This window comes from Streptomyces sp. PR69, from assembly GCF_026420845.1.
Classification (GTDB): domain Bacteria; phylum Actinomycetota; class Actinomycetes; order Streptomycetales; family Streptomycetaceae; genus Streptomyces.
The window spans coordinates 1-26441 of sequence record NZ_JAOWCB010000030.1 but is presented as its reverse complement, the minus strand read 5'-3'; the positions used below and the strand labels follow the sequence as shown (position 1 = coordinate 26441).

The window sequence follows — 26441 nt, the reverse complement described above, 5'->3', positions numbered from 1 at the left end:
ACCGCTCCTCGTCGTCTCATCCGGGGTTACGGCAATGAAGACTGCCGCGCCACGCCGGAATCATCGCCCCTGTGCGGTCCTGCCGGGTGATCCAGGCCATATGCCGCGGCTCACCCGCCGAGGGCTCTGTGACCGCCCTCCTTGGCGGCGGCTATGAGCGCGCGCAGCGCGGCGGGGCGGGTGGTGAGGACGGCGGCGGGGGCGTCGCTCTCGCGGAGGTGGATGCCGCGTCCCGCGCTGGCCAGTTCCACGCACTCCTCGTGCGAGCCGCCGCCGGAGAAGCTCGACTTCTGCCAGTGAACGGGTGAGGACATGTCGATGCCTTTCAGAGGTCCTGAGCGATTCGGGCGATGAGATTCCGCGAGGCGTCGGGCGGGAGTGCCGTGCCCTGTACGCGTGCGAACCGTGCGCGGTACTGCTGGAGCCGGGCTTCGGAACCCAGGAAGACGCTGCTGTGCGCGGTGTCGAACTGGACGGTGTCAAGCTGTGGCACCGGGCCGACCGCGTAGTGCATCGAGTGCCCGGCACCCGCGAAGTCATCAGTGTCGAAGGATACGACCCGCACGTTCACATGAGGCAGGTCTGCTGCCTCCATGATGCGTTCGAGCTGCGCACGCGCCGTCTTGCGGCCGCCGACCCTGAAGCGAAGGGCCGCTTCGTGGATCACCGCCTCCACGGGGGTTTCGGGTGCGTCCGTGACAATCCGCTGGCGGCGGGTGCGGAAGGCGACATGTGCGTCGAGGTCGGCCTGCGGCCAGTCCGGGGATACGTACCGGAAGGCCGCGCGCATGTGATCCTCCGTCTGGAACAGGCCCGGGATGTGGGTCACTTGGAAGGTCCGGATTCGGGTGGCATGGTGCTCCATCTCCGCCACATCCAGGCTGGCCGGCGCGATGACACCCCGGTACTCTTCCCACCAGCCTTTTCGACGCTCGGTGGCCATCGCTACCAGTGCGTCGACGAATGCCGCGTCGTCGCAGGCATAGTGAGCCGCCAGACGGCGGATCCGGTCCTCACTGATGCCGCTGCGACCTGATTCCACATGGCTCATCTGCATGGGGTTCGACCCCAGCAGTGCGGCAGCGCTGCGCGCGGTGACTCCGGCCCGCTCACGCATCTTGCGAAGTTCCGCGCCCAGACGCTCCTGCCGAGCCGTGGGATTGCTTCTCGGGGGCATGGTTCAACTCTCCCTGCTGGCCCTGACGATGGGTAGGCGAGCGTCAGCATGGCACGGAGCCGCGAGCCGGAATCAATCCTCGGCAAAAAGTTGCGCCACCATTATTTTTTGCCCTACGGTCGGTAGCGGCTTCAACGCGCTTTGTTGTGGACGGTCTTCGTGGCCTCCCGCGGCGAGGCGCACTCGTTGACGGCCGGAAGCGCACCCGCCCATCTGCTGACGGCGGGCAAGGCCACCGGCCGGGATCACCCCACTCCCCACCTGGAGCTGATACGCCATGCCCTACTCGTACACGCTCTTCTGCCCTCCCCTCCCCACCTCCCCCCGCATCGCCCGCGACTTCGTCGCCTCCGTGCTGCGCGCCCAGGAGCTGGACGACTTCGTCGACCCCGCCGCGCTGTGCACCTCAGAGCTGGTCACCAACGCCTATCGCCACGCGACGGGGATCGGCTCCCTCCTCTGGCTGGCCGTACAGGACAAGGGCGTACGGGTCACCGTGTACGACGGAGAGCGCCGACGCCCCGTGATGCTGCACGGCTACGACGGCGCGAGCGGGCGCGGCATGTGGCTGGTGGACGCCGTCACCGAGGGACGCTGGGGCACCGAGACCGGCGCGCCCCTCGGGCTGGGGGCGCAGGACGGCAAGGGAGTGTGGTTCGAGCTGGTCAGAGCCTGCTGAGCGAAAGGCTCAGCCGATGAGCCGCACGCGCACGCCACCATGTTCAACTTCAACGCAAACATCGCCGTCATGCCCGTCACGCCTTGCTGACCGCCGCCAGGATCTCCGGAAGACGCTTCGCCGTCTGCGGGGCGGCCAGCCGCAGGCCCGCCCAGCCGAGGAGGATGCCGTACCCCGCGCCCGCGGGGAGGAGGAGCCAGCGGGCGCCGTCCGTGCCGGTCGCGTGGAGCCAGATGGCGGCGGCGATGAGCGGGGCGCACAGCAGCGCGCCGGCGACCATGCCGCCGAGGATGGACATCCAGGCGATTGCCCCCTGCCCCGGGGCGACGTTCTTGTACGCGCTGTCCTGCGGGATGGAGTACGGGAAGCGGGCCGAGGCCACCGCGCCCGTCGCCAGCATCGCGCCGAGCAGGGCGAAGGACAGGCCCAGCACCTCGGGCAGCGCGGTCCAGTCGCCCAGCAGCACGGTGGTGAGGACCACCACGAAGACGGTGTACGGGAGGGTGATCACCAGCAACGCCAGCGCACGCGCGCGCAGTTCCTCGTACGCGTCCCGGGGTGACGAGATGGTCAGCGCGACCATCCAGAACGCCGAGGTGTCCTGCCCGAACTGGTTGTACATCTGGACGCCGAGCATCCCGGCCGCGAAGCACGCCAGATAGAGCGAGCCCGTGCCCTGAAGGGCGTTGAACAGCGGCACGATCAGACCGATCGCCAGCGCCGTCGTCCAGGCGGCTTTGGTCTTGGGGTCGCGCCAGACATAGCGCAGGCTCCGCTGCATCACCGTGCCCGTACGACCGTCGGGCAGCAGCGCGTGCAGGCCGCCCCCGCGCCCGGCGGCGGGGTCCTTGCGGGTGGGCTCCGCGGCGGCCGCGAGCGTGGAGCCGTCCGGCGAGGTCATCAGCTTCGTCAGGCTGCGCTGCCACAGCCACAGGCAGCCGGCCAGCGCGGCCCCGGACAGCGCCAGCTGCACGGCCGCCGTGCCGTACGCGCCCTCGCTCGCCGCGTCCACCGCGGCCAGCGCGGAGGCGGGCGGCAGCCACTGCACGATCTGCGCCGCGGGGTCGAGCGCCGCGAGCCCGCCCGCCTCGGTCAGCCGCTGCGTGCCGAAGTTGACGAACTGGATGCCCACCGCGATCACCAGACCGCTCAGCACCGCCAGATCGCGGCCCTTGCGCGAGGTGAGCAGCCGGATGTTGCCCGCCGCGACGGCCCGCGCCAGCGCCACGCACACCAGCAGCGTCAGCGGCACGGCCAGGACGGAGACGGCCACGCCGGCCGCCCCGTGCGCCAGGGCCAGCGCGCAGCCGACCGCGAGGCACAGCGTGAACAGCGGCCCGATGCCCACCAGCGAGGTGACCAGCAGCGCCGAGACCAGCGGCCGCGGCCGCAGCGGCAGCATCACCAGACGCGTCGGGTCCAGCGTCTCGTCCCCGCTCGGGAAGAACAGCGGCATCGTCGCCCAGCCCAGCGCCAGCAGCCCGATCAGCGGGACGACCAGGGACGCGGCATGGTCATGACCGCGCAGTCCGAGCAGGCCGAGCATCAGGCCCGCCGCGAACAGCGCCGTCAGCACGAGCGAGGTGACGAAGGCCGCCGTACGGCCCGACGACTGGCGCAGCCCGTTGGCCAGCAGCGACAGCTTGAGCCGTACGAAGACGGAGGTGAGGGAGGGGGAGTGGGAGTGGGGTGCGGCGGGGGTGGCCGCCGGGGTGGTCAGCGGGGTCGTCGGCGGAGTCGTCATCGCGTGCCGCCGCCCAGCCAGTCCAGCGACTGCCCGGCGTCCCGGCCGTTCGCGCCGACGAGTTCCAGGAACGCCTGCTGCAGCGAGGGGGCGTCCCCGCGCACCTCGGCCAGCGGCCCCTGCGCACGGATGCGGCCCGCCGCCATCACGGCCACCCAGTCGCACAGCGACTCCACCAGCTCCATCACATGGCTGGAGAAGGCGACGGTCGCGCCCGAGGCGGTGTACCGCTCCAGTACCCCGCGGATGGTCTGCGCCGACACCGGGTCGACGCCCTCGAACGGCTCGTCCAGGAACAGCACTTCCGGGTTGTGCAGCAGCGCGGCCGCCAGGCCGATCTTCTTGCGCATGCCGGTCGAGTAGTCGACGACCAGCTTGTGCTGCGCCCCCGCGAGGTCGAGCACGTCCAGCAGCTGGGACGCCCGCTTGTCGACCTCGTCGCCGGGCAGCCCGCGCAGCCGCCCGTTGTACGCCAGCAGCTCACGCCCGGACAGCCGCTCGAAGAGGCGGAGACCCTCGGGCAGCACCCCGATGCGGGACTTGACCTCGACCGGGTCATGCCAGACGTCGTGCCCGGCCACCTCGATACGGCCCTGGTCGGGGCGGAGCAGCCCGGTCACCATCGACAGAGTGGTGGTCTTGCCCGCGCCGTTCGGGCCGACCAGACCGATGAACCGGCCGGCGGGCAGCATCAGATCGACCCCCGAGACCGCGACATGATCGCCGAACCTCTTCCACAGGCCCTGGACGAGAACGGCGGGCGGCGCTGGTGACGCTCCGCCCACCGCGGATGTGGAAAGTGCTTCCGTGGCCTGGTGCGCTGCCTGGTCCGGCATGGCGGCCTGCCTTTCGATGTCCCCGTATGTACGGGGACCACCCTAAGCAACGCCGCAGGAGGCGGCAGGGCTCAGGCCCCGGCCGACTCGCGCAGGCCCGCCGGTCCCTCAGGCTTAGGCCCCTCCTCAGGCCCCCGCCGGCCCTGCCCTGCGCGCCGACCTCGCCGCGGCCGCCTCGCGCCCGCACGCATACGCCAGCGCGCTGATCAACTCCTCCGCGTCAGGCAGCCAGCGGTTGGCGGGCGTCGGGCGGCGCGCCCACTGCACCGCGCCATGGCCGCCGACGCGGGTCGGCGGCGCCGCCACATAGTGACCCTCGCCGCGCGGCACGAGATCGATCGCACTGGGCATCCAGCCGAGCCCGCGGACCAGGTCGGGGACCTTGGCCGCGCCGCCGGGAAGGACGAAGAACAGCATCCGCCGGTCCGGGGTGCAGGTCACCGGACCGAGCGGCAGGTCCATCCGCTCAAGACGGGCCAGCGCCAGAAAGCCAGCGGACTCCGAGACGTCCAGCGCGTCGAACGTACGGCCGGTGGGCAGCAGGATCGAGGCCTTCGGATGCTTGGACCACATTCTGCGTGCCGCCACCGCGCTGCCTGTCGCCTGGTGCGCCCAGTCCGGCCTGGCCGGGTGCGCGCCCGGCGCCGGGCAGGCCGCCTCGCCGCACGAGCAGAGTTCCCTGCCGTCCACCGGCTCCAGCCAGGTGCCGGGGAACACGTCCCAGTGCCGCTCCTCCGCGTACCGCACGGCGCTGTCCAGCAGTTGCTCGCCCCGCTGCTGGGGGATCTGCGCGGTTTCCGTGCCGACTCCGGAGACTCCGCTGACTCCGCTGACGGCGCTGGCTGAGCTGACTGAGCTGACTGCGCTGACTCCGATGGTCTCTTCCACGACACACTCAACTCCCCCCGTCACCTTGGGTTACGGGCGTCACGCGGCGGGTGGCGGAGCATCGATCCTGCATACGGGGGCGCATGGGTGCACGGGTGGGGGCGCGCATGCGGCTGTGCTGCGGCGGGCGGGTAGCCAACTGCCGGAGACGAGCCTTCCGGCAAAAAGCGACAAAAACCGAACCATTCTGCATTCTCCGTATATCAGCCGGGCATTGATCACTGTGGTGGACCGATCAGCCGGCCTCAGGGGGTAGTCAATGGCAGCCAGGCCTCTCGTCGCCCGACAGCCGAACGAGCGATTGCAGGCGCTCATCCAGGAAGCCGGGTGTTCCAACGCAGGGCTGGCCCGTCGCGTCAACATGGTCGGCGCGGAGCGGGGGTTGGATCTTCGGTACGACAAGACGTCGGTGGCCCGCTGGCTGCGCGGCCAGCAGCCGCGCGGCCGGGCGCCGGGCATCATCGCCGAGGCGCTCGGCCGCAAGCTGGGCCGCACGGTCACGATCGACGAGATCGGGATGGCGAACGGCAAAAACCTCGCCTCCGGCGTCGGACTGCAGTTCTCGCCGACCGTGCTGGGCGCGATCGAGCAGGTCTGCGAGCTGTGGCGGAGCGACGTGGGCCGCCGGGACTTCCTGTCGGGCTCCGCGGTCGCGGCCTCCGCGCTCGTCGAGCCCAGCCGGGACTGGCTGATCACGGGCGCGGACCCGCAGGTGGCGCGGAACGCGGGCGCGCGCGTCGGGATGTCCGACGTCGCGGCGGTGCGGGCGATGACCGCCGCGCTCAACGACCTCGACCACCGCTTCGGCAGCGGTCATGTGCGGCCCGTGGTCGTGCACTACCTCAACAGCGTGATCTCCGGGCTGCTCTCCGGGTCGTACCGGGAATCGGTCGGGCGCGAGCTGTTCGCGGCGGTCGCGCGGCTGACCGAGCTGGCGGGTTATATGGCCGTCGACACCGGTCAGCCCGGCCTTGCCCAGCGGTACTACATCCAGGCGCTGAGACTAGCGCAGGCGGCGGGCGACCGCGCCTACGGCGGCTATGTGCTGGCCGCCTCGATGAGCCACCTCGCGGCGCAGCTGGGCAACCCCAGAGAGATCGCGCAGCTTGCGCGCGCCGCGCAGGAGGGCACGCGGGGGCAGGTCACGCCGAGGGCGGAGGCGATGTTCCTGGCGGCGGAGGCGCGCGGGCACGCGCTGCTCGGCGACTCCCGCACCTGCCTGGAGGCGGCGGGCCGGGCGGTCGCGGCGCTGGAGCGGGCCGACGGCGCGTCCGGGGACGACCCCGCGTGGATCGCCCACTTCGACCGGGCGTATCTCGCGGACGAGCTGGCCCACTGCTATCGCGACCTGGGGCAGGCCGGGACCGCCGCACGGCATGCGGCCGACGCCCTCGAAGGCCACCCGGAGTCGCGGGCCAGACGGCGGGCGATCGGCTATGTCCTGCTCGCCTCGGCACAAGTCCAGCAGCGGGAGGTGGAACTCGCGTGCGCGACGGGGGCGCGGGCCGTCGAGCTGATGGGGTCGCTGCGGTCCAGCCGGGGCGCGGAGTATCTGGAGGATCTGCAGCTGCGCCTGGAGCCGTACGCGGCCGAGCCGGCGGTGCGGGAGTTCAACGCGAGGGTCGGGCTGCAGTCGGTGTGAGCGGCGTGGTGAGAGCGGGCTGTGTCCGGGTGGTGCGACCGGGTGTGTGTGAGCGTCCGGTGCGGGCTGCGGTGTGGGCTGCGGTACGGGCCGATGTGGTGGTTCCGTGTGCCTACCGTGGCGTAGGCCGGGAGCCCTGGCCGGGAGGGCGGCGGACGGCGGCGGAGGCGCTGTAACGGGTGCCACACGTGTGTGCGGAGCGCCGGGGGGAGCCGGTAGCGTGACCCGACGGTTCCGTAGGTCCACACGCCCGATGCACCAGATGTAGGAGTCCCCGGTGACGCAAAGCGGACAGGGTGACGGCCGGCAACTCCCCGCTGACCGGCCCGCGCACGAGGGTGTCGTGCTGCCCGCAGACGGCAGCGAGCCCTGGATACCCGGCGGCGACGCACAGGGGACTCCGGCGGGCGGCCAGCCGTGGGGGCAGCCCTGGGGACCGCAGCAGCCGGGGCCGCAGGGCCCTGCGGGGCAGCCGGGCCAGTCGCCGTATGCGGGCCAGTCCGGGCATGCGGGGGAGCAGGCCCAACTCGGGTACGCGGGGCAGTCGGGTCAGGCCGGGCACGGGGGTCAGCAGGGCCAGTCCGGGTACGCGGGCCAGCAGACGCAGCGTGGATACGCGGGCCAGTCAGGTCAGGCCGGGCATGCGGGGCAGTCGGCTTACGCCGGTCAGTCGGGCTATGCGGCGCAGCCCCGTCACGCAAGGCAGTTGGGCCACCCTGGACACGAAGGCCAGCCGGTATACGCGGGCCAGTCCGGGCATGAGGGCCAGCCTGGCCCGTCAGGGCAGCCGGATCAGCAGGGGTACGGAGTCCACGCCGACCAGCAGGGGTACGCGGGAGTTCCGGCTCCCGTGAGCCAGCCGCTTCCTCCGTATGCGCCGATGCCCCCGCAGGGACCGCCCCCGCAGGGACCACCGGCCGGGGGTGACGCCGACGCGACGCAGTACATCCCGCCGGTCGCGTCCACTTCTGCCGCGCCTGGCGTGCTGCCGCCGAAGGCTTCGGCGGAGTCCACGCAGTTCCCGGGCGCCCAGCCACTCCCGCAGGGGCCCGATGTACAGGCCACGCAGTATCTGCCGCCGGTCGCGCCGGGAAGCGCCGCCGCCCCGACCGCGCAGATCCCGCCCGTGCCCACCGGCGCGCCCTACGGCATCAGACCTGGTGCGCCTGGCGACCGGCAGCCGCCGGCCGAGTTTGACAACCTCTTCCGCGAGAGCGGAGGCGGCACACCTCATGTCGCGGACGCCACACAGCAGTTGCCGCGCTTCGCGGACCAGCCGCAGCACCAGCAGCACCAGCCGCATCCCGCCTATCAGAGACCGCCGCAGTCGCCGCAGCGCGCCTACGCGCCGTACAAGCCCCAGGCACCCGACCCCGACGCGGGCCGCCGCAGATCCTCGCGGGTGCCGCTGATCGCCGCGGTCGTCGTCGGCTGCGCGGTGCTCGGGCTCGGCGTCAGCGCCGTGATGTTCGGCGGAGACGGCGACGACGACGCCAAGAACGCGGGCGCGAGCAAGAACGTCGCCGCCGGTTCCCCCGCCCCCAGCCAGACCTCAAAGTCGCCTTCCGCCCCCACGGACCCCGCCGAGCCGCAGGCCAAGGCGCTGGACAAGCTCCTCGCGGACAGCAACAACAGCCGCGACAGCGTGATCCGTTCGGTCGAGAACATCAAGCAGTGCAAGAACCTCGACCAGGCAGCCGCCGACCTGCGCGCCGCGGCCAACCAGCGGCGCGGCCTGGTGACCCGGCTGCAGGGCCTGACCGTCGACCAACTCCCCGACCACGCCAGGCTCACCGCCTCCCTCACCGAGGCATGGCAGGCCTCCGCAACGGCGGACGACCACTACGCGGCCTGGGCCGACCAGACGAAGGGCGAGAAGGGCTGCAAGGACGGCAAGGCGCGCGGCACCAAGCAGCTGGCCAAGGGGAACAGGGCGAGCGGCGAGGCGACGAAGGCGAAGCGGGAAGCGTCGGGGCTGTGGAACGCGATCGCCAAGAAATACGGTCTGACGGAGCGCCGCAGCGACCAGCTCTGACGGGAAAGGTTTCCGGGCTCTTCGCAGTTGAGGGTGTAGCACCCGAGAACATAGAGCTGTTGGGCGGTTGGGCGTGCGTCGTCAGGAGGTGCGAGCGTCGTAGTTCTCGCGGTTTGCGAGGACCTCGGCCATGTGTGTCTGCGCCCAGTTTCTGAGCCCGCGCGTCATGTGATGAAGCGAGAGGCCGAGGTCGGTCAGCTCGTAGGAGACGGTGACAGGGACGGTTGGCGTCACGGTACGGGTGAGCAGGCCATCGCGCTCCAGCGACCGTAGCGTCTGGGTCAGCATCTTCTGGCTGACCCCGGCCAGAAGACGAGAGATCTCGGAGTACCGCATCGCTTTCGGAGCGTCTGCGTGTGCTGTACCGGGCTGCCCAGGGCTGTTGTCCCCGCCCAGCGCACACAGGATCAGGACGACCCACTTGTCCGAGATTCGGTCGAGCAGCTGCCGGCTGGGGCACCCTGCCAGGAACGCGTTGTACTCCACCTTGGCCTGAGCTCTCTTCTGGGCCGCCTTCGTCGTCGCCACTGATCGCACCTCTCACCGATGGGTGGGTTACGCACTCCAAAGTGCCTACTTCCCGACAGGAAGTTTCTCTCCAATGCTGATGCAGGGAGGCAGCAGGCGCCACCCCCAAGTGCACGGCGAAAGGCAACAAGATGAGCACACCTTCCCTCTCTCTTCCCGGCGGCACCTGGACTCTGGGTGATCTGACCGTCACCCGGTTCGGCTACGGCGCCATGCAACTGGCCGGCCCGTGGGTCATGGGGCCGCCCACCGATCGCGAGGGCGCCCTGGGCGTTCTGCGTGAAGCGGTCGGCCTCGGTATCACCCACATCGACACCAGCGACGCCTACGGGCCGCGCGTCACCAACGAATTGATCCGCGAGGCGCTGCACCCCTATCCCGAGTCGCTGCACATCGTGACCAAGGTGGGCGCGACCCGCGACGAACAGGGTGGCTGGCCCACGGCCCGGCGACCCGAAGATCTGCGCCGCCAGGTCCACGACAACCTCACGTCCCTCCGGCTCGACGTACTCGACCTGGTCAACCTCCGGCTCGGCAACGCCGAAGGTCCCCAGCCCGGCTCGCTCGCCGAGGCGTTCGAGACGCTCGTGGAACTCCAGCAGCAGGGCCTGATCCGCCACCTCGGGGTCAGCAACGCGACCGAGGAGCAGGTCACCGAGGCGCAGAGCATCGCGCCGATCGTGTGCGTGCAGAACATGTACAACCTCGCCCACCGCCACGACGACAAGCTCATCGACCGGCTCGCCGCCGACGGCGTCGCGTACGTGCCCTTCTTCCCCCTCGGGGGCTTTACCCCGCTTCAGTCCTCGGCGCTCTCGGCGGTCGCCGCTCGCTTGCAGGCGACGCAGATGTCCGTCGCGCTGGCCTGGCTGCTTCAGCGATCACCGAACATCCTGCTCATCCCCGGCACGTCATCGACAGCGCACCTGCGCGAGAACATCGCCGGCGCGGGACTCTCCCTCTCTCATGAGGACTTGACCGAGCTGGACGACATCGGCCGCTGAATCCCTCGTAGCTGAACGGCCCACAAGGCACGACCGAAGCCACCGTTCGGGTTTCGGCCCGGCGGCTGGCGGCCAAGAACTCGACGAAGTCCGTGGGTGAAGGAACCTTCCCGTCCGGACCGCCCTCGGTCCTGGTCGAACTCCGCGTCACCAGCTGAGGTGCCGGGGGGCCTGGCGCGCACAACTCCGGTGCGCGCTGGGCGTCCTCCGGTTCGGCCGGTGAATTCGATCCCGCCCGCAAGGGCCGGGGCGGAGCCCCAGCAGGGAGCGGGCTACGCCGAGGAGGCCGCGTTGAGCAATGTGTCGGCGACGTCCGCGAAGTCGTCCTGCTGGGCCGTCAGCCGGCCGTCGCGCACCACCTGGAAGCTCACGCTCGTGTTGACGATCCGCGGATAGCCCGGCGCGCCGAGCATGTCCTCGTACTCCCAGCGCAGCGGCGGCGTGAGCCCGCCCGTCGTGACCCGGACGCCGTCGTCGAGGGCGCGGGAGAGGTCCGACGCGGTGATCTCGTCGCGGTTGAGGAATTCGATCGCCTTGCGCAGCACGGTGTAGGCGATCCATGTGGTCTGGACGCCCGCGTCGGCCGGGTCGATCCGGTTGTCGCCGAAGGCGTATTCGTTGATCACGTCCCGCATGGGCTGCCAGCGCGCGTCGTTGCCTTCCGGGTACCAGCCGGTGACATACGCCCCCTCGAAGGGGCCCTTCCGCCCGCCGGTGCTGTTGATCAGGAGCTGATTGACGCTGCCCATGACGGAGGAGATCCTGACCTGCCGCCCGTCGTCGGAGAGCCGCCGGAAGGAGTCCAGGAAGGTCTCGGTGCGGTCGCCGAGCGCCGCCGCCACGCACCCGGGCTTCTCGTCCTTCTTCAGCTCCGCGAACGTCGCCTCGGCGGCCGCCTTGCGCGCCTTCTCCGCATGCTCCGCATATTCGGTGGCGTCGTCGGGCGCGAGGATGTCCGCGGCCTCGCCGCGGCCGCTCTCTTCGAGGGCGGCGTTGAGCAGCACGGGCAGTTCGTCGCCCGCGAGCGAGTTGGGCCGGACGAGCGCGACCTTGTCGCAGGCCCCGGCGAGCTGTCGCCCGTTGCCCGCCATCAGCGCGGCCTGGCCGCCGTTGACGGGGTAGGAGAGATAGCTGGTGAACTCCTCCTCGGATATCCCGTAGCCGCCGATGAAGGGGATGCCGGCCGCCTCCAGCGGGGCCATGAACGCATCGCCGTGCTGGCTGTACGAGCCGACGACGGCGACCACCTCTTCCTTGACCGCGCGGCGCGCACAGGCGGCCGCACCGGCGGGGGTGTTCTGCTCGTTGCAGGTGATGACCTGCAGCTCATGTCCGTCGATGCCGCCCTTCGCCGCGACCCAGCGGGCGTACGCCTGCGCCATCGCCGGCATTCCGGGCAGATTCGTCGATCTGGTCTTATCCGGTGCGAAGGTCATCACTTTGACGGGCTCCCTGGAGCCCCCCGAGCCGCCGGGGAGTACGCCGCAGCCGGCGATGAGCGATACGCCGGCCGTCAGGGCTGCCGCTGTGCGGATGCGGGCTGAGGTGTGGTGGGAGAAGGAAGAAGAGTGACGCCAACCGGTCATGGTCATGCACATTTCCTTCTCATGGGGAACGCCGGAGTGAGCGCTCCACAACGAAGGGTGACCGGAAGGTGAATTGCGGGGGGACGCAGGGCCGCCCGGCGGGGGAACGTACGATCGGGCATGTGCAGTCAGGTTCTGTCAACCCTTCCCGCCGCGGCCGTCGCTCCTCCACCATGGGCGGCATGCCGCTCAATGACATGCCGTGGTGGCGCTGGCGCTGCAATGTGCGCTCGGCGCTGCATATGCTTTCCGACCCCGTCTTCCATCAGGAGTGCTGGCTGGCCGGCCGCGAGGAGTACGGGGATGTGACCGACGCCGTCTACCGGCTGGTCGAGGACACCTGGCTGGACAACTGGTCCGCGGAGAAGTACGTCGGGACGATATTCAGGGACTCCGCGGAGGCGGCGCTCGTCGATGTCGCGGTGCTGCGGGTGCTGCGGATCATGCACCAGGTCGGCGCGGACGCCCCGGTCTCGGACTATCTGGAGCACCATGGCTGGCCGGAGGCGGTACGGGCGGCCCGCGACGCCCATGTACGGCTGGCCGTCAACGACGGCGAGGACCCGGACGCGCCGCCGCGCTCGCTTGAGGTCCTGCGGATACTCACCCGCTCCGCCTGATCGCCCGCATACGGGCTGGCCGCCCGCACACGGGGAGGCCGCCCGCACACGGGGAGGCGCGGTCCGGCTGCCGGACGGGCTACGGCCGGGGCCCGCGGATGTGGCAGGCTACAAGAATGACCGACCAGTACGTCCTGACGCTCTCATGCCCGGACAAACAGGGCATCGTGCACGCCGTCTCCAGCTACCTCTTCATCACCGGCTGCAATATCGAGGACAGCCAGCAGTTCGGAGACCGGGACACGGGTCTGTTCTTCATGAGGGTCCATTTCTCGGCCGAGGCCCCGGTGTCCGTGGACAAGCTGCGGGCCAGCTTCGCCGCCGTGGGGGACTCCTTCCAGATGGACTGGGAGATCCATCTCGCCGAGGAGCGGATGCGGATCATCCTCATGGTCAGCAAGTTCGGTCACTGCCTCAACGATCTGCTCTTCCGCTCCCGGACGGGCGCGCTGCCCGTGGAGATCGCGGCCGTGGTCTCCAACCACACGGACTTCGCCGAGCTGGTCTCCTCGTACGGCATCCCCTTCCACCACATCCCGGTCACCAAGGACACCAAGCCGCAGGCCGAAGCGGAGCTGCTGGAGCTGGTGCGCGCGGAGAACGTCGAACTGGTGGTGCTCGCCCGCTATATGCAGGTCCTCTCGGACGATCTGTGCAAGCAGCTCAGCGGGCGGATCATCAATATCCACCACTCCTTCCTGCCGAGCTTCAAGGGCGCGAAGCCGTACCACCAGGCGCATGCGCGCGGGGTGAAGCTGATCGGCGCCACCGCGCACTATGTGACGGCCGACCTCGACGAGGGGCCGATCATCGAGCAGGAGGTGGAGCGCGTCAGCCATGACGTCACCCCCGAGCAGCTCGTGGCGATCGGGCGCGATGTGGAGTGCCAGGCGCTGGCGCGCGCGGTGAAGTGGCACGCCGAGCACCGGATTCTGCTGAATGGCAGCCGTACGGTGGTGTTCGCGTAGCGCCCGCGGGTCAGGTCCGCGGCAGCACCACGTAGTCGACGATCACGGCGGCCGTCTCGTCGTGGCGATTGGTCACCGCCCAGTCAAAGACGAGATGGCCGCCGCACCCGGTCAGCGGCGCGGATGGGGATGGGCTGGAGCGGCTAGGCGGCGGAGTGGAGCACTTGGGCGTGCCGCATTTCATGGACCGCGCCCACCCTGCTGAAGAAGCCCCGCGCCCGCTCGTCGGACGGCATCTCCTCGGCGGCGCGGGCGGCGACGTCCGCGTCCGCCCAGAGGATGAAGTCCAGCACGCTGCCGTCGTCGAACCGGGCCAGATGGGCCCCGAGGAAGCCGTCCCCGTACCGCTCCTTCAGCAGTGTGACCAGCTCCTCGCGGTGGGCGGCGAGGCCCTCGGGGTCGTCGGAGTCAAACCGTACGTACTCGATCGTCGTGCTCATGGCAGACACCTTTCACGGGTTTGGACTTCTGAATCCGTGAGTCGACCGTATCACGGGTTTGCTGTGCTGAATCCAGTAGATTGGGTGCCATGACCATGCGTGAGCTGCGCGAAATGCCATGGATCGGCGAGGGGCCGGTGCTGGACCTGGCCAACACCGTCGTCGTGGGCGCCGGGCCGGGGCGCGAGGACGTCGACTTCTTCGCCGACGGGGAGCTGGCCGGGCGCTGGCGCGAGCGCGCCGCCGACCGCGCGCTGGCGGCCCTGCCCCTCGCGGAGCTGGAGCGGCTGCGGGCGCTGGTGCGCGGCGCGCTGGAGGCGACCGCCGCGCGGACCGCACTGCCGGACGGCGTACGGGAGCGGCTCAACGCCCTTGCCGCCGACGCGCCCGTGGTCTTCCGGCTCGCCGGGGACGGCACGCTGGAACAGCGGGAGTGCGGCGGCGGGCCCGCCGCGGTCCTGGCCCGCGAAACCCTGGCCCTGACGGCGGGCGGCGTGGGCGCGCGGGTGCGCCGCTGCCCCGCCCCGAGCTGCGGCATGTACTTCCTGGCCCGCCGCAGGGACCAGTCCTGGTGCACGGTCTCCTGCGGCAACCGCGCCCGCTCCACCCGCCGTCAGCCGCCCGCCTGACCTTCCGGGTCCCGGACAGGGGGATCAGAGCCGGCTGAGCGACGCCGTCGCGCCCAGCACTTCGCGGATCGCCTCCCGGTCCCCGTCCTGACCCGCTGCCGCCTCTTCCGGAGAGATATGGCCCGCCACAAGCCGGCAGAATTCCGCCGCTTCAAGGGCCACTTGCGCGACGGAGTGGTCAGCGGAGCCCTTCGCCGCGGGCGAGTCCAGAGCGATATGCCAGTTGCCGCCGCCCGCGCCCTCGATCTCCAGATGCAGTGAACGGCCGGGAGCGCCCGGCGTCATCAGATAGTGCGGCGGACTGGCGAGTCCTGCACGCCGTCGCGCGGCCAGCGCATGCGGCAGCAGCCGCGCCGCAAGGTCGATCATCAGGTTCAGATGGACGCCGCTGGGCGGCTCGTACGGATAGTCCACCGCGTCCGCGATATCGCCCGCGTGGATCCAGCACTCGAACGCCCGGTCCAGCAGGGAGTCCTTGAGCGCCAGCGAGAAGTCGCCGTAGGAGACGGACAGTTCCGACACGCCCCGGCCCGCGAAGGACACCGTGCGGATCAGGGTGTGGCTCTGCCCGCGCCAGGGCTGACGGACGGCGCGGGTCAGCGGCTGCCTGGCGGTGTTCCAGAACTGCTCCGTGCGCTCCTCGGGCGACGACGGAGCGGCCGTGCCGAGCGGGTCGCCCAGCCCGAGCATGCCCGCCACCAGCCCGTCGACCGACAGCAGATGGCCGAGGACCTGGGCCACGCTGGTGGACCGCGTCAGCTGCCGGTCGCCTTCGAACCACCTGAGCTGCACCTCGGCATCCCACTCCGAGTCGCCGAAGTCCCGCAGCAGGGCGTCGAGCCTGGCCGTCTCGGCGTCGTACGGAGCGGCCCACGCGGGCACCGGGATACGGGCGGGCCTGCGGCCCAGGCAGTTCTCCAGCACCCGGAAGCGGAGCAGCGGATCGAGGTCCAGATCGCGCTCCATGTGCAGCAGACCCACGGCGTCACGCAGCCGCAGCGCCTCGTCCGCGCATGCCGCGCAGTCGCCGAGGTGGAGCTCGACGGCCTCGGTCTCCTCGGCGGAGCACGCGGACAGCGCCCATGCGCCGAGCAGCGACTTCAGCACGCTGTGCGAGGGCCCGGGGGTGTCCGCCCCGCCGGTTCCGGCCGTCCCGTCTGCTGCCGCGCCCGCGTCGCCGGCGTCGTCAGCGTCGTCTCCGGCGTCGGCGTCGTCCGTCATGTCAGCGTCGCCGGGGGCGTCGGATTCACCGGGCTCGTTCACCGCGTCCGTAACATCCGTCACGTTCGCGGGGCAGTCCTCGGCGCCGGGGTCGTCCGGCTCCTCGGCCTCCTCGTCCTCGTACGCGCCCAGCACCAGCGGGAACGGCGGTACGGACAGTGTGAGATCGTCCCCCGCCGCCCGCGGAGACGGAATCCGCGGCACGCCGCGCACCTCGTCCCTGGCGTCGTCCCCCTGGCCTCCGCCGCCTCCCTGGTCGTCACGGCCTCCGTCGAGCGGCCCGGTCACCGGGAGTGTCCATATCGGGGCATCGGGCCGTAGCCGGGCGGCGGGGAACCGTCCAGGGCACGGGTGTGCGCGGTCGACAGCAGCTGCAGGCCGAGCCGGAGCCGCCGCCGCGCCTCGTCCTCTGTCACCCCGAGCAGCTGCGCGGCGCGCCGGTAGTCCGCGCGCTGGCGATAGGCCAGCTCCAGTGCGGCGCGCAGCGGCTTGGGCATCGAGGTGACGATGTAGTCGGCGCGTGCCGCGACCGCCGCCCTGCGCACCTTCTGCTCCAGCTCCTCGGCCGTGCCCTCGCCTTCGCCGCGGGCGAGCGCCGCCGTCTCCGTCTCCCGCAGCCGGTGCACCGCCTGGCCGTTGGTGAGCTTCGCCACCCATGAGCGCATGGAGCCCTGCTTGGGGTCGTATGCGTCCGGGTTCTCCCAGATGTAGCCGAACACCTCGCGGGTCACCTGGTCCGCCGCCGCGTCGTCGTCGAGCACCCGGTGGGCCAGCATGTGCACCAGCGAGGCGAACCGGTCGTAGAGCTCGCCGAGCGCGGCGGCCTCGCCCCGCGCCAGCCGCTGCTGCATCCTGCGGTCCCAGCGCGGCGGTGTGTCCTTCGCCATACGGCCCCCAAGCTCTGCGCTCTGTTCCCCTGTGGCTGTTTCCCCTGTGCCTGTCGCCACTTCGAATGTAATGCGCACGGCTCGCGGCGCACGCCCCTTTGCGGCAAGTGCGCCCCCGTGGGGGACGCGGCGGGGACAGCGTGTTTCATGGGAGAGCGGCTGGGCAGCCGCGAAGGAAGGGCGGCTTCCGGTCGGTGCGTCGGTTACGTCCGTACAGGACGAGGAGAGGTCCAGGCACGATGCTCACAGTGGACGAGGCCCGGCAGGGCGGGTGGACCGTGCTGCACGTCCGCGGGGAGCTGGACATCGCCTCCTCGCCCGCCGTCCGCCAGCATGTTCACGATGCCGTCGCCTCGGGCCGCAGGGATGTGGTGCTCGACCTCTCCGAGGTGTTCTTCTGCGACTCCAGCGGCGTGGGCGTGCTGATCGCCGCACGGCGGCTGCTGCGCTCCTGCCGCGGACGGCTGCGGCTGGTGCTCCCGGCGCGCGGAGCCGAAGAGGGCTCGCATGTGAACCGCGTGCTCGCCGCCCTCGGCGTGCGGCGGCTGTTCGAGGTGTACGCGGACGCCGGCGCCGCCGCCGACGAGGAGGCCCAGCCCCTGTCGGCCTGAGGGCCGGTGGCGCTCACGGGGGAATTCCGCGCGGTACTTGAACGCGGCACCTCTCGGAGTCGTACTCTCCCCGCATGGACAGCGCAGAGTACGAGCGCAAGATCGCGTCTCGGTTCGCCGCCTTCGATCAGGACGGCAACGGCTATATCGACCGTGAGGACTTCAGCGGGGCCGCAGCGGCGCTGCTCGCCGAGTTCTCCGTCACGGCACGCTCGGAGCGGGGCCAGGCCCTCTACAGCGGCGCTGAGGCGTTCTGGCAGGGCATGGCCGGAATCGCCGATGTGGACGGGGACCAGCGGGTCAGCCGCCAGGAGTTCGTGACCGGCGCGGTGAAGCGGCTGCGGGACAACCCGGAGCGGCTCGCCGAGATCGCCCGGCCCTTTCTGCGCGCCGTGATCGCCGTCGCCGCGGCGGCCGGCCCCGACGGCCCCGACGGTTCCGGCGCGCCGGGCGGGCAGGGCGTCACCCCGGCGTCCGTGGAGCGCGTCCTGCGGGTGCTCGGCGTCGAGCCGGGGGTCGCGTCGGAGGCGGCGAGGGCGCTGGAGGGGGACGGGGAGGCGGGCGGGGGCGGCAGGATCGGCGAGGAGGAACTGCTGAGGGCGTTCGCCGCGTACTGCGTGACCCCCGAGCCGTAGGACAGATCAGCCTCGTGGGCGCGGGGGTGCGGGGGCGGAGGCCCCGGTTTGGTCATGGCGCTGCGAAGCGTTCGCGCAGCTTGTACTTGAGCACCTTGCGCAGGGTGTCGTTGCGCGGCAGCGCCTCCACCACCTCAAGCTGTTCCGGAAGCTTGTGCACGGACAGCCCCGCGCCGCGCAGATAGGCCGTCACGGCGGCCAGCGTCAGCGGCGGCGCGTCCGCCGGCTGTTCGACGACCGCGCACACCCGCTCGCCGCGGTCGGCGTCCGGCAGTCCGATGACCGCCGCCTCGCCGACCGCCGGATGCCCGTGGAGCAGCTCTTCGATCTCCTGTGCCGAGATGTTCTCGCCTTTGCGGATGATGATGTCCTTCAGCCGCCCGGTGAGTTTCAGATGCCCGGACGGCGTGAGCGCGCCCAGGTCGCCGGTCCTGAAGAAGCCGTCGGCGTCAAAGGCGGCCGCGGTCTGCTCCGGGTCGAGATAGCCGCGGCAGACCGCCTCCCCGCGCAGCCGGACCTCGCCGTCGGTGATCCGTATCTCCATCCCCGCGGGCGGCCGGCCCTCCGTGGTGGCGAGGTGCTCGTCCGTGTCGTCGGGCGTGCCCATGGTGATCATCGGCACCTCGGTCATGCCGTAGCCGTGGACGAGTCCGCAGCCCAACTCCCGTATGACGGCGTGGTACAGCTCCGGCGGCTTGGGCGCTCCGCCGCCTGCGAGCAGCCGCAGCGTCGGGATGAGCTTCTCGCCGGGCCGGCTGCGCTGCTCGGCGAGGAACATCGAGTAGAAGGCGGTGGAGCCGCCCGCGATGGTGACCCCGTGGGCGCGGTAGTCCGCAAGCGCGTCGGGCAGCGCGAACTGCTCGAAGAGCACCGCCGGAATCCCGTACAGCAGCAGCATCACCAGATAGTCGGCCCCTCCGATGTGCGCGAAGGGGAAGGCGACCGAGCCGACGTCGTCGTCTCGCAGCCGCAGGGCGTGGGCCAGGCACGCGCCTCCGGCGATCAGCGAGCGGTCGGTGTGCAGCACGCCCTTGGGGTCGGAGGTGGTGCCGGAGGTCCAGTAGATCCAGCGCGGCGCGGTGCCGTCGGCGGGCGGCGGCGGGAGCGCCGCCGGGTCGCCCTGGGGGAGGCTGTCGTACGCCTTGAGGACGCGGCGCGCTCCGAGGCGCCGGGCCATCTCCGTGTGGTCGAAGCCGCGCCAGACGCCCGGCACGGCGAACAGCTCCGCCTGTGAGGCGCGGAGCGCGAAGCCGGTCTCCCGGTCCCGGTAGAAGGGGATGACGGGGGACTGCACGGCCCCGATCCGGGCGAGCGCGCCGGACAGCACCACGGTCTCGACGCGGGTGGGGAGCTGCCAGGCGACGACCGTCCCCGGCCGTACGCCGTACGCCGTGTGCAGCCCGGCCGCCACGCTCTCGCAGCGCTCTGTGAACTCCGCGAACGTGACCGACCGGCCGCCCTGGAGGAGCGCCGGGCGGTCGGGGGTGAGGGCGGCACGGCGCTCGATCAGCTCCCAGAGGGTGCGGGAGGCCCCCAGGGAGTGTGCGGTGTCGTTCACGGCTCCTCCTGGCTCCGCGCGTGGCTGACGGTGTGTCAGATCAGTGCGCAGAGCGTAGAGGCCGACGCCTTGCCGGTCCAGAGGCGCGGGGCTAGCCTGAAATCTGACGCACCGTCAGACATGCTTCGGCCCCAAGGGGGAGGCTTGATGGAACGGGAACTGCCGCGGATCGTCAGCGTGGACGACCATGTGATCGAGCCAGCCCACCTCTTCGAGACCTGGCTGCCGGCGAAGTACCGGGACCGGGGCCCGAAGCCCTTTACAGCCGGCATCGGGGAGCTTCAGTACATCGGCGGAAGGTATCGGTTCACCACCGATCCACAGGGCCAGGTCACCGACTGGTGGGAGTACGAGGGCGAGATCTTCCCGTACAAGCGGATCATCGCCGCCGTCGGCTTCTCCCGGGAGGAGATGACCCTGGAGGGGATCACCAGGGAGGAGATGCGGCCGGGGTGCTGGGATCCGGCCGAGCGGCTGAAGGACATGGATCTGAACCATGTCGAGGCGTCGCTGTGCTTTCCGACCTTTCCGCGCTTCTGCGGGCAGACCTTCGCCGAGGCGAAAGACAAGGAGGTCGCACTGGCGTGTGTGCGGGCCTACAACGACTGGATGGTCGAGGAGTGGTGCGGGGGCAGCGGGGGGCGGCTGATCCCGCTGTGTCTGATCCCGCTGTGGGACGTCGACCTGGCGGTGGCGGAGATCCGGCGCAACGCCGCGCGGGGCGTGCGGGCGGTGACCTTCTCCGAGATCCCCACGTATCTCGGGCTGCCGTCGATTCACTGCGGCTACTGGGACCCCTTCTTCGCGGTGTGCGAGGAGACCGGCACGGTGGTCAATATGCACATCGGCTCCTCCTCGCAGATGCCGGCCGCCTCACCGGACGCCCCGCCTGCCGTGCAGGCCACCCTCAGCTTCAACAACGCCATGGCGTCCATGACCGACTTCCTGTTCTCCGGGGTGCTGGTGAAGTTCCCCCGGCTGAAGCTCGCCTACAGCGAGGGCCAGATGGGCTGGATCCCATACGCCCTGGAGCGCGCGGACGACGTCTGGGAGGAGCACCGGGCCTGGGGCGGGGTGCGCGATCTGATCCCCGAGCCCCCCTCTGCGTACTACTACCGGCAGATCTACTGCTGCTTCTTCCGCGACAGGCACGGCATCGACGCGATCGACGTCGTGGGCCGGGACAACGCCACCTTCGAGACCGACTACCCGCACGTCGACTCCACCTTCCCGCACACCAAGCAGGTCGCCCTCGACCATGTGCGCGGGCTCGACGACACGACCGTCCACAAACTGATGCGCGGCAACGCCATCCGCATGCTGGACCTGGACCTGGACTTGGACCTTGATGCGGGTCCGGACCCCGCCCCCGCCCCCGCCCCGGCCCCGGACCTCGGCTGATGGATCTGGCTCACTCGGAGGAGGACGAGGCCTTCCGCGCGGAGCTGGCGCGCTGGCTCGCCGCCGCGCTGCCCACGCTGCCGCCCCGGCCCGACCCCCGCGACTGGCCGGGCCGCCGCGCCTACGACCTCGGCTGGCAGCGCATGCTGTACGACGCCGGATACGGCGAGCTCCACTGGACCGCCTCCCCGGCCCGGCGGCTGATCTTCCTGGAGGAGACGGAACGCGCCGGCGCCCCCTACGTCGGCGCCAACTTCGTCGGACTGCTGCACGCCGGCCCCACCATCGCCGTCGAGGGCGCCCCGCAGCAGCGCGCCCGCTGGCTCGGCCCGATCGTGCGCGGCGAGGAGGTCTGGTGCCAGGGCTTCAGCGAACCGGACGCCGGCTCCGACCTCGCCGCCCTGCGCACCCGCGCCGTCCGCGACGGCGACGCCTACATCGTCACCGGCTCCAAGGTCTGGACCTCGCACGCCGAGGTCGCCGACTGGTGCGAACTGCTGGTGCGCACCGACCCCGACGCGCCGAAGCACCAGGGCATCAGCTGGCTCGCGCTGCCCATGGACGCCGAGGGGATCACCGTACGGCCGCTGCGCACCCTGGCCGGGTCCACGGAGTTCGCGGAGCTGTTCCTCGACGAGGTGCGGGTGCCGGTCGCCCACCGTGTCGGCGCGGAGAACGACGGCTGGCGCGTCACGATGGTGACGCTCGGATTCGAGCGGGGCACGGCCTTCGTCGGCGAGGTCGTCGCCTGCCGCAGGACCCTGGGGGAACTGGCCCGCGAGGCGCGGGCCAACGGCCGCTGGGACGACCCCGGGCTGCGGCGCTCGCTCGGCCGGCTGCACGCCGAGTTCCAGGCGCTGTGGCGGCTGATCCAGTGGAACGTCAGCGAGGCGCAGACGACGGGCGGTGTGCCGGGCGTCGGCGGATCGGTGTTCAAGCTGCGCTATTCGCACGCACGGCAGAAGCTGTACGACACGGCCGCGCAGGTGCTCGGGGCGAACTGTCTGGACCTGGACCGGGAGTGGACGCGCGACCGGCTCTCCTCACTCTCGTACACCATCGCGGCGGGCACCTCCCAGATCCAGCGGAACATCATCGCCGAGCGCCTCCTCGGCCTGCCGAAGGACAGGTGAGCGCACTCGTGGACTTCCGGCTCACGGACGATCAGCGGGCGCTTGCGGACGGCATGCGCACGCTGCTCGCCCGGATCTTCGACCGGGACGCGCTGCGTGCGGCGGTCGCGGCCGCGGACGCGACCGGCTCAAAAGGCGCGCCGGAGCGGGCGGCGATGTGGAAGCCGCTCACCGAGGCGGGGCTGTTCGCCCTGCGCCTGCCCGCCGGGGACGGCGGCGCGGGACTTGGCCTCCCCGAGGCGGTGCTCCTCTTCGAACAGGCGGGCCAGGCGCTGCTGCCGGGGCCGCTGGCCGTCACCCATCTCGCGGTGACGCACGGGGCGGCGGCGGACGGCGAAGTGGTCGCATGCGCCGGACAGCCGCCCGGGATGGCCGCGTATCTCGACGGCGCGGACAGGGTGGTGGAGTACGGGGACGACGGATGGCGTGAGGCGGCGGCGGACGTGTGGGACAGGGCCGCTCCGGTCCGGTCGGCGGACCCGCTCACCCCCCTGCACCGGCTGCCCCGCGGGAGGCTGCCCAGCGGGACGGGGGCCGCCCGGCGCGCCGCCGGCCGCCGGCCGCCAGGCGACGCGGTGCTGCTGACCGCGGCGGAACAGCTCGGCTCGGCCGCCCGTACGACCGAGATGGCCGTGGAGTACGCCGGACAGCGGCGGCAGTTCGGCAGGCCCATCGGAGGTTTCCAGGCGGTCAAGCATCTGTGCGCCGGGATGCTGGTGCGAACGGAGACGGCGCGGGCGGCCGTGTACGCGGCCGCCGTGACCGAGGACTTCCGCGAGGCCGCCGGGGCGAAGCTGCTGGCTGACGAGGCCGCCGTGGCCAATGCCCGCGACTGTCTGCAGATCCACGGCGGAATGGGATTCACCTGGGAGGCGGATGTGCATCTGCACCTCAAGCGCGCCTGGTTGCGGGCGCAGATGTGGCTCGACGCGCGCGAGGCGGAGGAGATACAGGCCTCGGCGCTGTGAGCGGTCACCGAACGTCGATACCAGGTTGTGTCCGGGTTGTGTCCTCGAAAGGCTGCCGTCACAGGCCGGAGTCGGGCGGCGCTCGGGTACCCTCCCTCGGGTGGCGGTGCTTCCTGCGCGAGTGTCCCGCGCGCGACGTGCGAGGCTGTGTTCGACAACCCGGCAATGGGGGTCGCACAGTATGCCCTACGCGTACTCCTTCGCGCGGGAATATGCCCGAAGCGCTTGTTCCGGTGACTGTACGTCAACCATGCTGTCAGCCAAGGGAGTCACGTTCTGTGACTCCGTCGAGAGCCCCTTGTCGAGGCGCGAGGCGATGCGTCCGCCGGTTCGGATGGTGTGAGCGGTGCAGGTGCTTCAGGTGCAGTTGGAGGTCGGGCCCGATCCCGCTGAGGTGGGCCGGGCCCGGAGGTGGGCCCGTTCGCGGCTCGCCGGGTCCGGGATAGGGGAGGATGAGCCGCTCGCCGAGACGCTGATTCTGCTGATTTCCGAGCTGGTCACCAACGCCGTTGTGCACACCGGCTGTCCGGCGGTGCTGCGGATGCTGTTCGGCGGCTGCGCGGCTGGGACCGGGACCGGGACCGGGTACGCGGGGGGCGGCGCAGGCACGGTGCGGGTGGAGGTCAGCGACACGAGCGCCCGCCCGCCGCTGCCGCGGCACGCCGACGGCGAGGACACCAGCGGCCGCGGGCTCGAACTGGTCGACGGGCTTGCCGACCGGTGGGGCTGGCGGCTGGAGAGCGTGGGCAAGTCCATCTGGTGCGAGGTCGACACAGCGGCCCCTGCTGTGCCTGGCGTCCCTGCCGCCCCGGTCGCGCCTGGCGTCCCGGCCGCCCCCGCCGTCTCGTCGGCATCTCCGGCATCTCCGGTACCTTCTGCGGCTTCGGCCAGGTCCGTGTCCGGAGCCGGCGAGGAGACCTCCGGTGCCGTCGGGGCCAGGGGGGCGCGCGGTGTGGGGGCGTATGCGCCGTCTCGCGCCGTTACCCATCGGTCATAAGAGGTAGATCCCCAAAGGGCTGTTGACGGGACGTGTCACGCTGATCACCCTTGGATGGGCGATTCGCTGTGAGGGGACGCCGAGGGTGCGGTGGGGGCCGGCCCTCGACGATGCGGTACGCCGTGGCGGACGGGTGGCGGACGACGTGCCGTGCTCGGGGCGCGCATGTGGAAGCGCCGCCACCCGGCCCGTCAACAGCGTCCCTCCCGCTCACAGCACCGCCACCGGCGCCACGGGCGCACCGGTCCCGCCGGTGAACGGCTCGGGTGTCGCGCAGAGCAGAAAGGCATGGCTCCGCTCCTCTGCACAGGCTGTGGACAACTCCTCCAGATTCCAGTTCTGGCCTTGCAGCATGCCCATCTCGACCAGATGGAGAGCGTGCACGGGCATCCAGAGATCGGCCACCTCTGGCGGGAAGATCTCAAACGTGAGGGTGTCATTGGCGACGGCCGCGACATCGCGGGCGTGAAACCACTCCGGCGTACGGATCGACAGCCCGGGGGACGGGTGCCCGTAGCCATGCCGGTCCCCGCTCAGCGCCAGCTGGATCTGCCCCGTCCGTACGAGGACGATGTCCCCGGCCTCGACGCGTACGCCGGCGAACTCCGCCGCCTCGTCCAGATCCTCCGGTGTGACGGCATGGTCTCCGGGCAGCCGGTCCACCCCCTTCGTCCGGGCCACATCGAGCAGCACCCCGCGGGAGACGACGTGGCGCACCGTGTCGATCCCGCTGAAGCGGGCGCGGGTGTGCGGGGTGATCGAGTCGGCGGGGCGGCCGTTGTAGATCCGGCCCGAATGGGAGACATGGGGCAGCGCATCCCAGTGGGTGGCCGCCTGCAGCCCCATCGTCACGGCGTCATCGCTGGTGGCGACCGTGCCGGGGCCGAACAGCTGCTGGTTGATCTGGACCATGGTGTGCAGGGGGTTGACCCGGCCAGGTATCAGCCCGGTCTGGACCCCGTCCTGGTGCAGGGGCAGCGCGAGCGGCACCCGTCGGCCGCGGCGGACCGCTCCGGCCGCGGCGCGGACCTTGGCGTCGGTGACCAGGTTGAGCGTGCCGATCTCATCGCTCTCGCCCCAGCGGCCCCAGTTGTTAACGCGCTTGGCGATGTCATGGAACGCGGGCGGCAGTGACATCCGGCCTCCTGGGGCTTGTGCTGCCATATCTGACGGACCATAGAATCTAACGGACCGTCAGAAAGGCGGGAAGGGTGTGTCCGGGTGCCCGGACGTTCGACAGGACGTCCCGGAGGGCGTCCGGGAAAGGGGCCGTGGCGTGGGCAACTTCTTGGCAGGCAAGGTCATCGCCGTCACGGGAGCGGGACGCGGCATCGGCCGCGCCGTCGCCCTCGCCTGCGCGGCCGAGGGCGCGCGGGTCGTCGTCAACGACTACGGGGTGTCCGTGGCGGGCGCGGCGCCGACGAGCGAAGTCGCCGAGTCCGCAGTCAAAGAGATCGAGTCCGCGGGCGGCTCGGCCCGCGCCGCGGCCGACGACATCTCCACCATGGCGGGCGGCCAGCGGGTCGTCGACATCGCGCTCGCCGAGTACGGGCGGCTCGACGGAGTCGTCTGCGTGGCCGGCATCCTGCGTGAGCGGATGCTGTTCAATATGACCGAGGACGAGTGGGACCCGGTCGTCGCCACCCATCTGAAGGGGACGTTCACCGTCTTCCGCGCCGCCTCCGCGGTGATGCGCCGACAGGGTTCGGGCACGCTGATCGGCTTCACCAGCGGCAACCACCAGGGCAGCGTGGCACAGGCCAACTACTCCGCCGCCAAGGGCGGCGTCATCTCGCTGGTGCGCAGCGCGGCGCTCGGACTGCACAAGTACGGGGTGACCGCCAACGCGGTGGCGCCTGTCGCACGGACCCGGATGTCCGCGAACGTGCCGATGGAGCTGAAGGAGATCGGCGAGCCGGAGGACGTCGCCGCGCTCGTCGTCTACCTCCTCTCCGAACAGGCCAGGGACGCCGGCGTCACGGGCCAGGTCTACACCGTCGCGGGCCCCAAGATCGCGGTCTGGGCCCAGCCGAGGGAGCTGCGGGCGGCGTACGCGGAGGGGGCCGCGTGGACCCCGCAGCGCATCGCGGCCGTGCTGCCCGACAGCGTCGGCGTCGACCCCATGCCGATGCTCGCGCACCTCGCCGAGTCCTCCGCCGCGGCGGCCAGCGGCGCCCGCCCGAACGCGTGACACGGCCGTGTGCCCGCCGCGTCGGGCCTGCGTCGGGGCGACCGCGCCCGGCCTCTTCGCCGC

Annotated in this window: 26 protein-coding genes; 14 read left to right on the top strand and 12 right to left on the bottom strand. The window is 71.3% G+C overall.

What is annotated here, in order from left to right; translation table 11 throughout:
• Positions 1–110: 110 nt before the first annotated feature.
• Together OF819_RS23335 and OF819_RS23330 are read right to left on the bottom strand one after the other, a co-directional pair.
• Entirely contained in the window at positions 111–314 is a 204-nt protein-coding gene (locus tag OF819_RS23335; RefSeq protein WP_267245576.1) for a DUF397 domain-containing protein, read from the bottom strand.
• Between the two features lie 11 nt (positions 315–325).
• Complete coding sequence (locus OF819_RS23330; protein ID WP_267245575.1) at positions 326–1177, bottom strand: helix-turn-helix domain-containing protein; 852 nt, start codon at positions 1175–1177, stop codon at positions 326–328.
• 277 nt (positions 1178–1454) lie between these two features.
• On the opposite strand from OF819_RS23330, the gene OF819_RS23325 reads away from it, so the two are divergent.
• On the top strand, positions 1455–1856 hold the full coding sequence (locus tag OF819_RS23325) for an ATP-binding protein (protein ID WP_267245574.1): 402 nt from the start codon (positions 1455–1457) through the stop codon (positions 1854–1856).
• 76 nt (positions 1857–1932) lie between these two features.
• On the opposite strand, the gene OF819_RS23320 is transcribed toward OF819_RS23325, so the two are convergent.
• The 3 genes from OF819_RS23320 to OF819_RS23310 all read right to left on the bottom strand — a co-directional run bounded on the left by OF819_RS23320 (position 1933) and on the right by OF819_RS23310 (position 5324).
• A complete protein-coding gene (locus OF819_RS23320; RefSeq protein WP_267245573.1) occupies positions 1933–3600 on the bottom strand; it encodes a transporter in 1668 nt (555 codons plus the stop codon).
• Positions 3597–4436, bottom strand: a complete 840-nt coding sequence (locus OF819_RS23315) for an ABC transporter ATP-binding protein (RefSeq protein WP_267245572.1) — start codon at positions 4434–4436, stop codon at positions 3597–3599. Before OF819_RS23315 ends, OF819_RS23320 begins: the two co-directional genes overlap by 4 nt.
• A 126-nt stretch (positions 4437–4562) precedes the next feature.
• A complete protein-coding gene (locus OF819_RS23310; RefSeq protein ID WP_416370606.1) occupies positions 4563–5324 on the bottom strand; it encodes a bifunctional DNA primase/polymerase in 762 nt (253 codons plus the stop codon).
• Between the two features lie 259 nt (positions 5325–5583).
• Here OF819_RS23310 and OF819_RS23305 point away from each other — a divergent pair, with 259 nt between their 5' ends.
• Together OF819_RS23305 and OF819_RS23300 are read left to right on the top strand one after the other, a co-directional pair.
• On the top strand, positions 5584–6966 hold the full coding sequence (locus OF819_RS23305) for a transcriptional regulator (RefSeq protein ID WP_267245571.1): 1383 nt from the start codon (positions 5584–5586) through the stop codon (positions 6964–6966).
• A gap of 850 nt (positions 6967–7816) precedes the next feature.
• Positions 7817–9001 (top strand): hypothetical protein, encoded by a 1185-nt coding sequence (locus OF819_RS23300; protein ID WP_323748958.1) that lies wholly within the window; start codon positions 7817–7819, stop codon positions 8999–9001.
• An 81-nt stretch (positions 9002–9082) separates the two neighbouring features.
• Here the strand turns inward: OF819_RS23300 and OF819_RS23295 are convergent, their stop codons facing one another.
• Complete coding sequence (locus OF819_RS23295; RefSeq protein WP_267245569.1) at positions 9083–9529, bottom strand: winged helix-turn-helix transcriptional regulator; 447 nt, start codon at positions 9527–9529, stop codon at positions 9083–9085.
• Positions 9530–9660: 131 nt separating this feature from the next.
• Between OF819_RS23295 and OF819_RS23290 the strand changes: the two genes are divergently transcribed.
• The gene (locus OF819_RS23290) at positions 9661–10533 is read left to right on the top strand and encodes an aldo/keto reductase family oxidoreductase (protein ID WP_267245568.1); all 873 of its coding nucleotides are present in this window, start codon (positions 9661–9663) and stop codon (positions 10531–10533) included.
• Positions 10534–10805: 272 nt separating this feature from the next.
• On the opposite strand, the gene OF819_RS23285 is transcribed toward OF819_RS23290, so the two are convergent.
• Positions 10806–12119: an ABC transporter substrate-binding protein gene (locus OF819_RS23285; RefSeq protein WP_416370609.1), complete on the bottom strand. Its 1314-nt coding sequence runs from the start codon at positions 12117–12119 to the stop codon at positions 10806–10808.
• A 173-nt stretch (positions 12120–12292) separates the two neighbouring features.
• On the opposite strand from OF819_RS23285, the gene OF819_RS23280 reads away from it, so the two are divergent.
• Complete coding sequence (locus tag OF819_RS23280) at positions 12293–12739, top strand: SCO4402 family protein (protein WP_267245607.1); 447 nt, start codon at positions 12293–12295, stop codon at positions 12737–12739.
• A 116-nt stretch (positions 12740–12855) separates the two neighbouring features.
• Complete coding sequence (purU, locus tag OF819_RS23275) at positions 12856–13707, top strand: formyltetrahydrofolate deformylase (protein ID WP_267245566.1); 852 nt, start codon at positions 12856–12858, stop codon at positions 13705–13707.
• 143 nt (positions 13708–13850) lie between these two features.
• Here purU and OF819_RS23270 read toward each other — a convergent pair whose 3' ends face one another.
• Positions 13851–14147 carry a hypothetical protein gene (locus tag OF819_RS23270; protein WP_267245565.1) on the bottom strand — a complete coding sequence of 99 codons (297 nt, stop codon included), beginning with the start codon at positions 14145–14147 and terminating at the stop codon, positions 13851–13853.
• An 89-nt stretch (positions 14148–14236) separates the two neighbouring features.
• Between OF819_RS23270 and OF819_RS23265 the strand changes: the two genes are divergently transcribed.
• The gene (locus tag OF819_RS23265; RefSeq protein WP_267245564.1) at positions 14237–14776 is read left to right on the top strand and encodes an ABATE domain-containing protein; all 540 of its coding nucleotides are present in this window, start codon (positions 14237–14239) and stop codon (positions 14774–14776) included.
• A gap of 24 nt (positions 14777–14800) precedes the next feature.
• Here OF819_RS23265 and OF819_RS23260 read toward each other — a convergent pair whose 3' ends face one another.
• Positions 14801–16285, bottom strand: coding sequence for a zf-HC2 domain-containing protein (locus tag OF819_RS23260; protein WP_267245563.1), 1485 nt, complete (start codon positions 16283–16285; stop codon positions 14801–14803).
• Positions 16282–16884, bottom strand: a complete 603-nt coding sequence (locus OF819_RS23255) for a sigma factor (RefSeq protein WP_267245562.1) — start codon at positions 16882–16884, stop codon at positions 16282–16284. Before OF819_RS23255 ends, OF819_RS23260 begins: the two co-directional genes overlap by 4 nt.
• A 239-nt stretch (positions 16885–17123) precedes the next feature.
• On the opposite strand from OF819_RS23255, the gene OF819_RS23250 reads away from it, so the two are divergent.
• Positions 17124–17495 (top strand): STAS domain-containing protein, encoded by a 372-nt coding sequence (locus OF819_RS23250; protein ID WP_267245561.1) that lies wholly within the window; start codon positions 17124–17126, stop codon positions 17493–17495.
• 74 nt (positions 17496–17569) lie between these two features.
• Positions 17570–18130, top strand: a complete 561-nt coding sequence (locus OF819_RS23245) for an EF-hand domain-containing protein (protein ID WP_267245560.1) — start codon at positions 17570–17572, stop codon at positions 18128–18130.
• A gap of 52 nt (positions 18131–18182) precedes the next feature.
• On the opposite strand, the gene OF819_RS23240 is transcribed toward OF819_RS23245, so the two are convergent.
• Positions 18183–19688, bottom strand: coding sequence for a class I adenylate-forming enzyme family protein (locus tag OF819_RS23240; RefSeq protein ID WP_267245559.1), 1506 nt, complete (start codon positions 19686–19688; stop codon positions 18183–18185).
• 147 nt (positions 19689–19835) lie between these two features.
• Here OF819_RS23240 and OF819_RS23235 point away from each other — a divergent pair, with 147 nt between their 5' ends.
• The 4 genes from OF819_RS23235 (at position 19836) to OF819_RS23220 (ending at position 24187) form a co-directional block, all read left to right on the top strand.
• Positions 19836–21089 (top strand): amidohydrolase family protein, encoded by a 1254-nt coding sequence (locus tag OF819_RS23235; protein ID WP_267245558.1) that lies wholly within the window; start codon positions 19836–19838, stop codon positions 21087–21089.
• Entirely contained in the window at positions 21089–22222 is a 1134-nt protein-coding gene (locus OF819_RS23230) for an acyl-CoA dehydrogenase family protein (protein ID WP_267245557.1), read from the top strand. Before OF819_RS23235 ends, OF819_RS23230 begins: the two co-directional genes overlap by 1 nt.
• Positions 22223–22230: 8 nt before the next feature.
• Positions 22231–23190: an acyl-CoA dehydrogenase gene (locus OF819_RS23225; RefSeq protein WP_267245606.1), complete on the top strand. Its 960-nt coding sequence runs from the start codon at positions 22231–22233 to the stop codon at positions 23188–23190.
• A gap of 346 nt (positions 23191–23536) precedes the next feature.
• The gene (locus tag OF819_RS23220) at positions 23537–24187 is read left to right on the top strand and encodes an ATP-binding protein (RefSeq protein WP_267245556.1); all 651 of its coding nucleotides are present in this window, start codon (positions 23537–23539) and stop codon (positions 24185–24187) included.
• 210 nt (positions 24188–24397) lie between these two features.
• On the opposite strand, the gene OF819_RS23215 is transcribed toward OF819_RS23220, so the two are convergent.
• Complete coding sequence (locus tag OF819_RS23215; protein WP_267245555.1) at positions 24398–25324, bottom strand: cyclase family protein; 927 nt, start codon at positions 25322–25324, stop codon at positions 24398–24400.
• Positions 25325–25463: 139 nt separating this feature from the next.
• Here OF819_RS23215 and OF819_RS23210 point away from each other — a divergent pair, with 139 nt between their 5' ends.
• Positions 25464–26378 carry an SDR family oxidoreductase gene (locus tag OF819_RS23210; protein ID WP_267245554.1) on the top strand — a complete coding sequence of 305 codons (915 nt, stop codon included), beginning with the start codon at positions 25464–25466 and terminating at the stop codon, positions 26376–26378.
• Positions 26379–26441 lie beyond the last annotated feature (63 nt).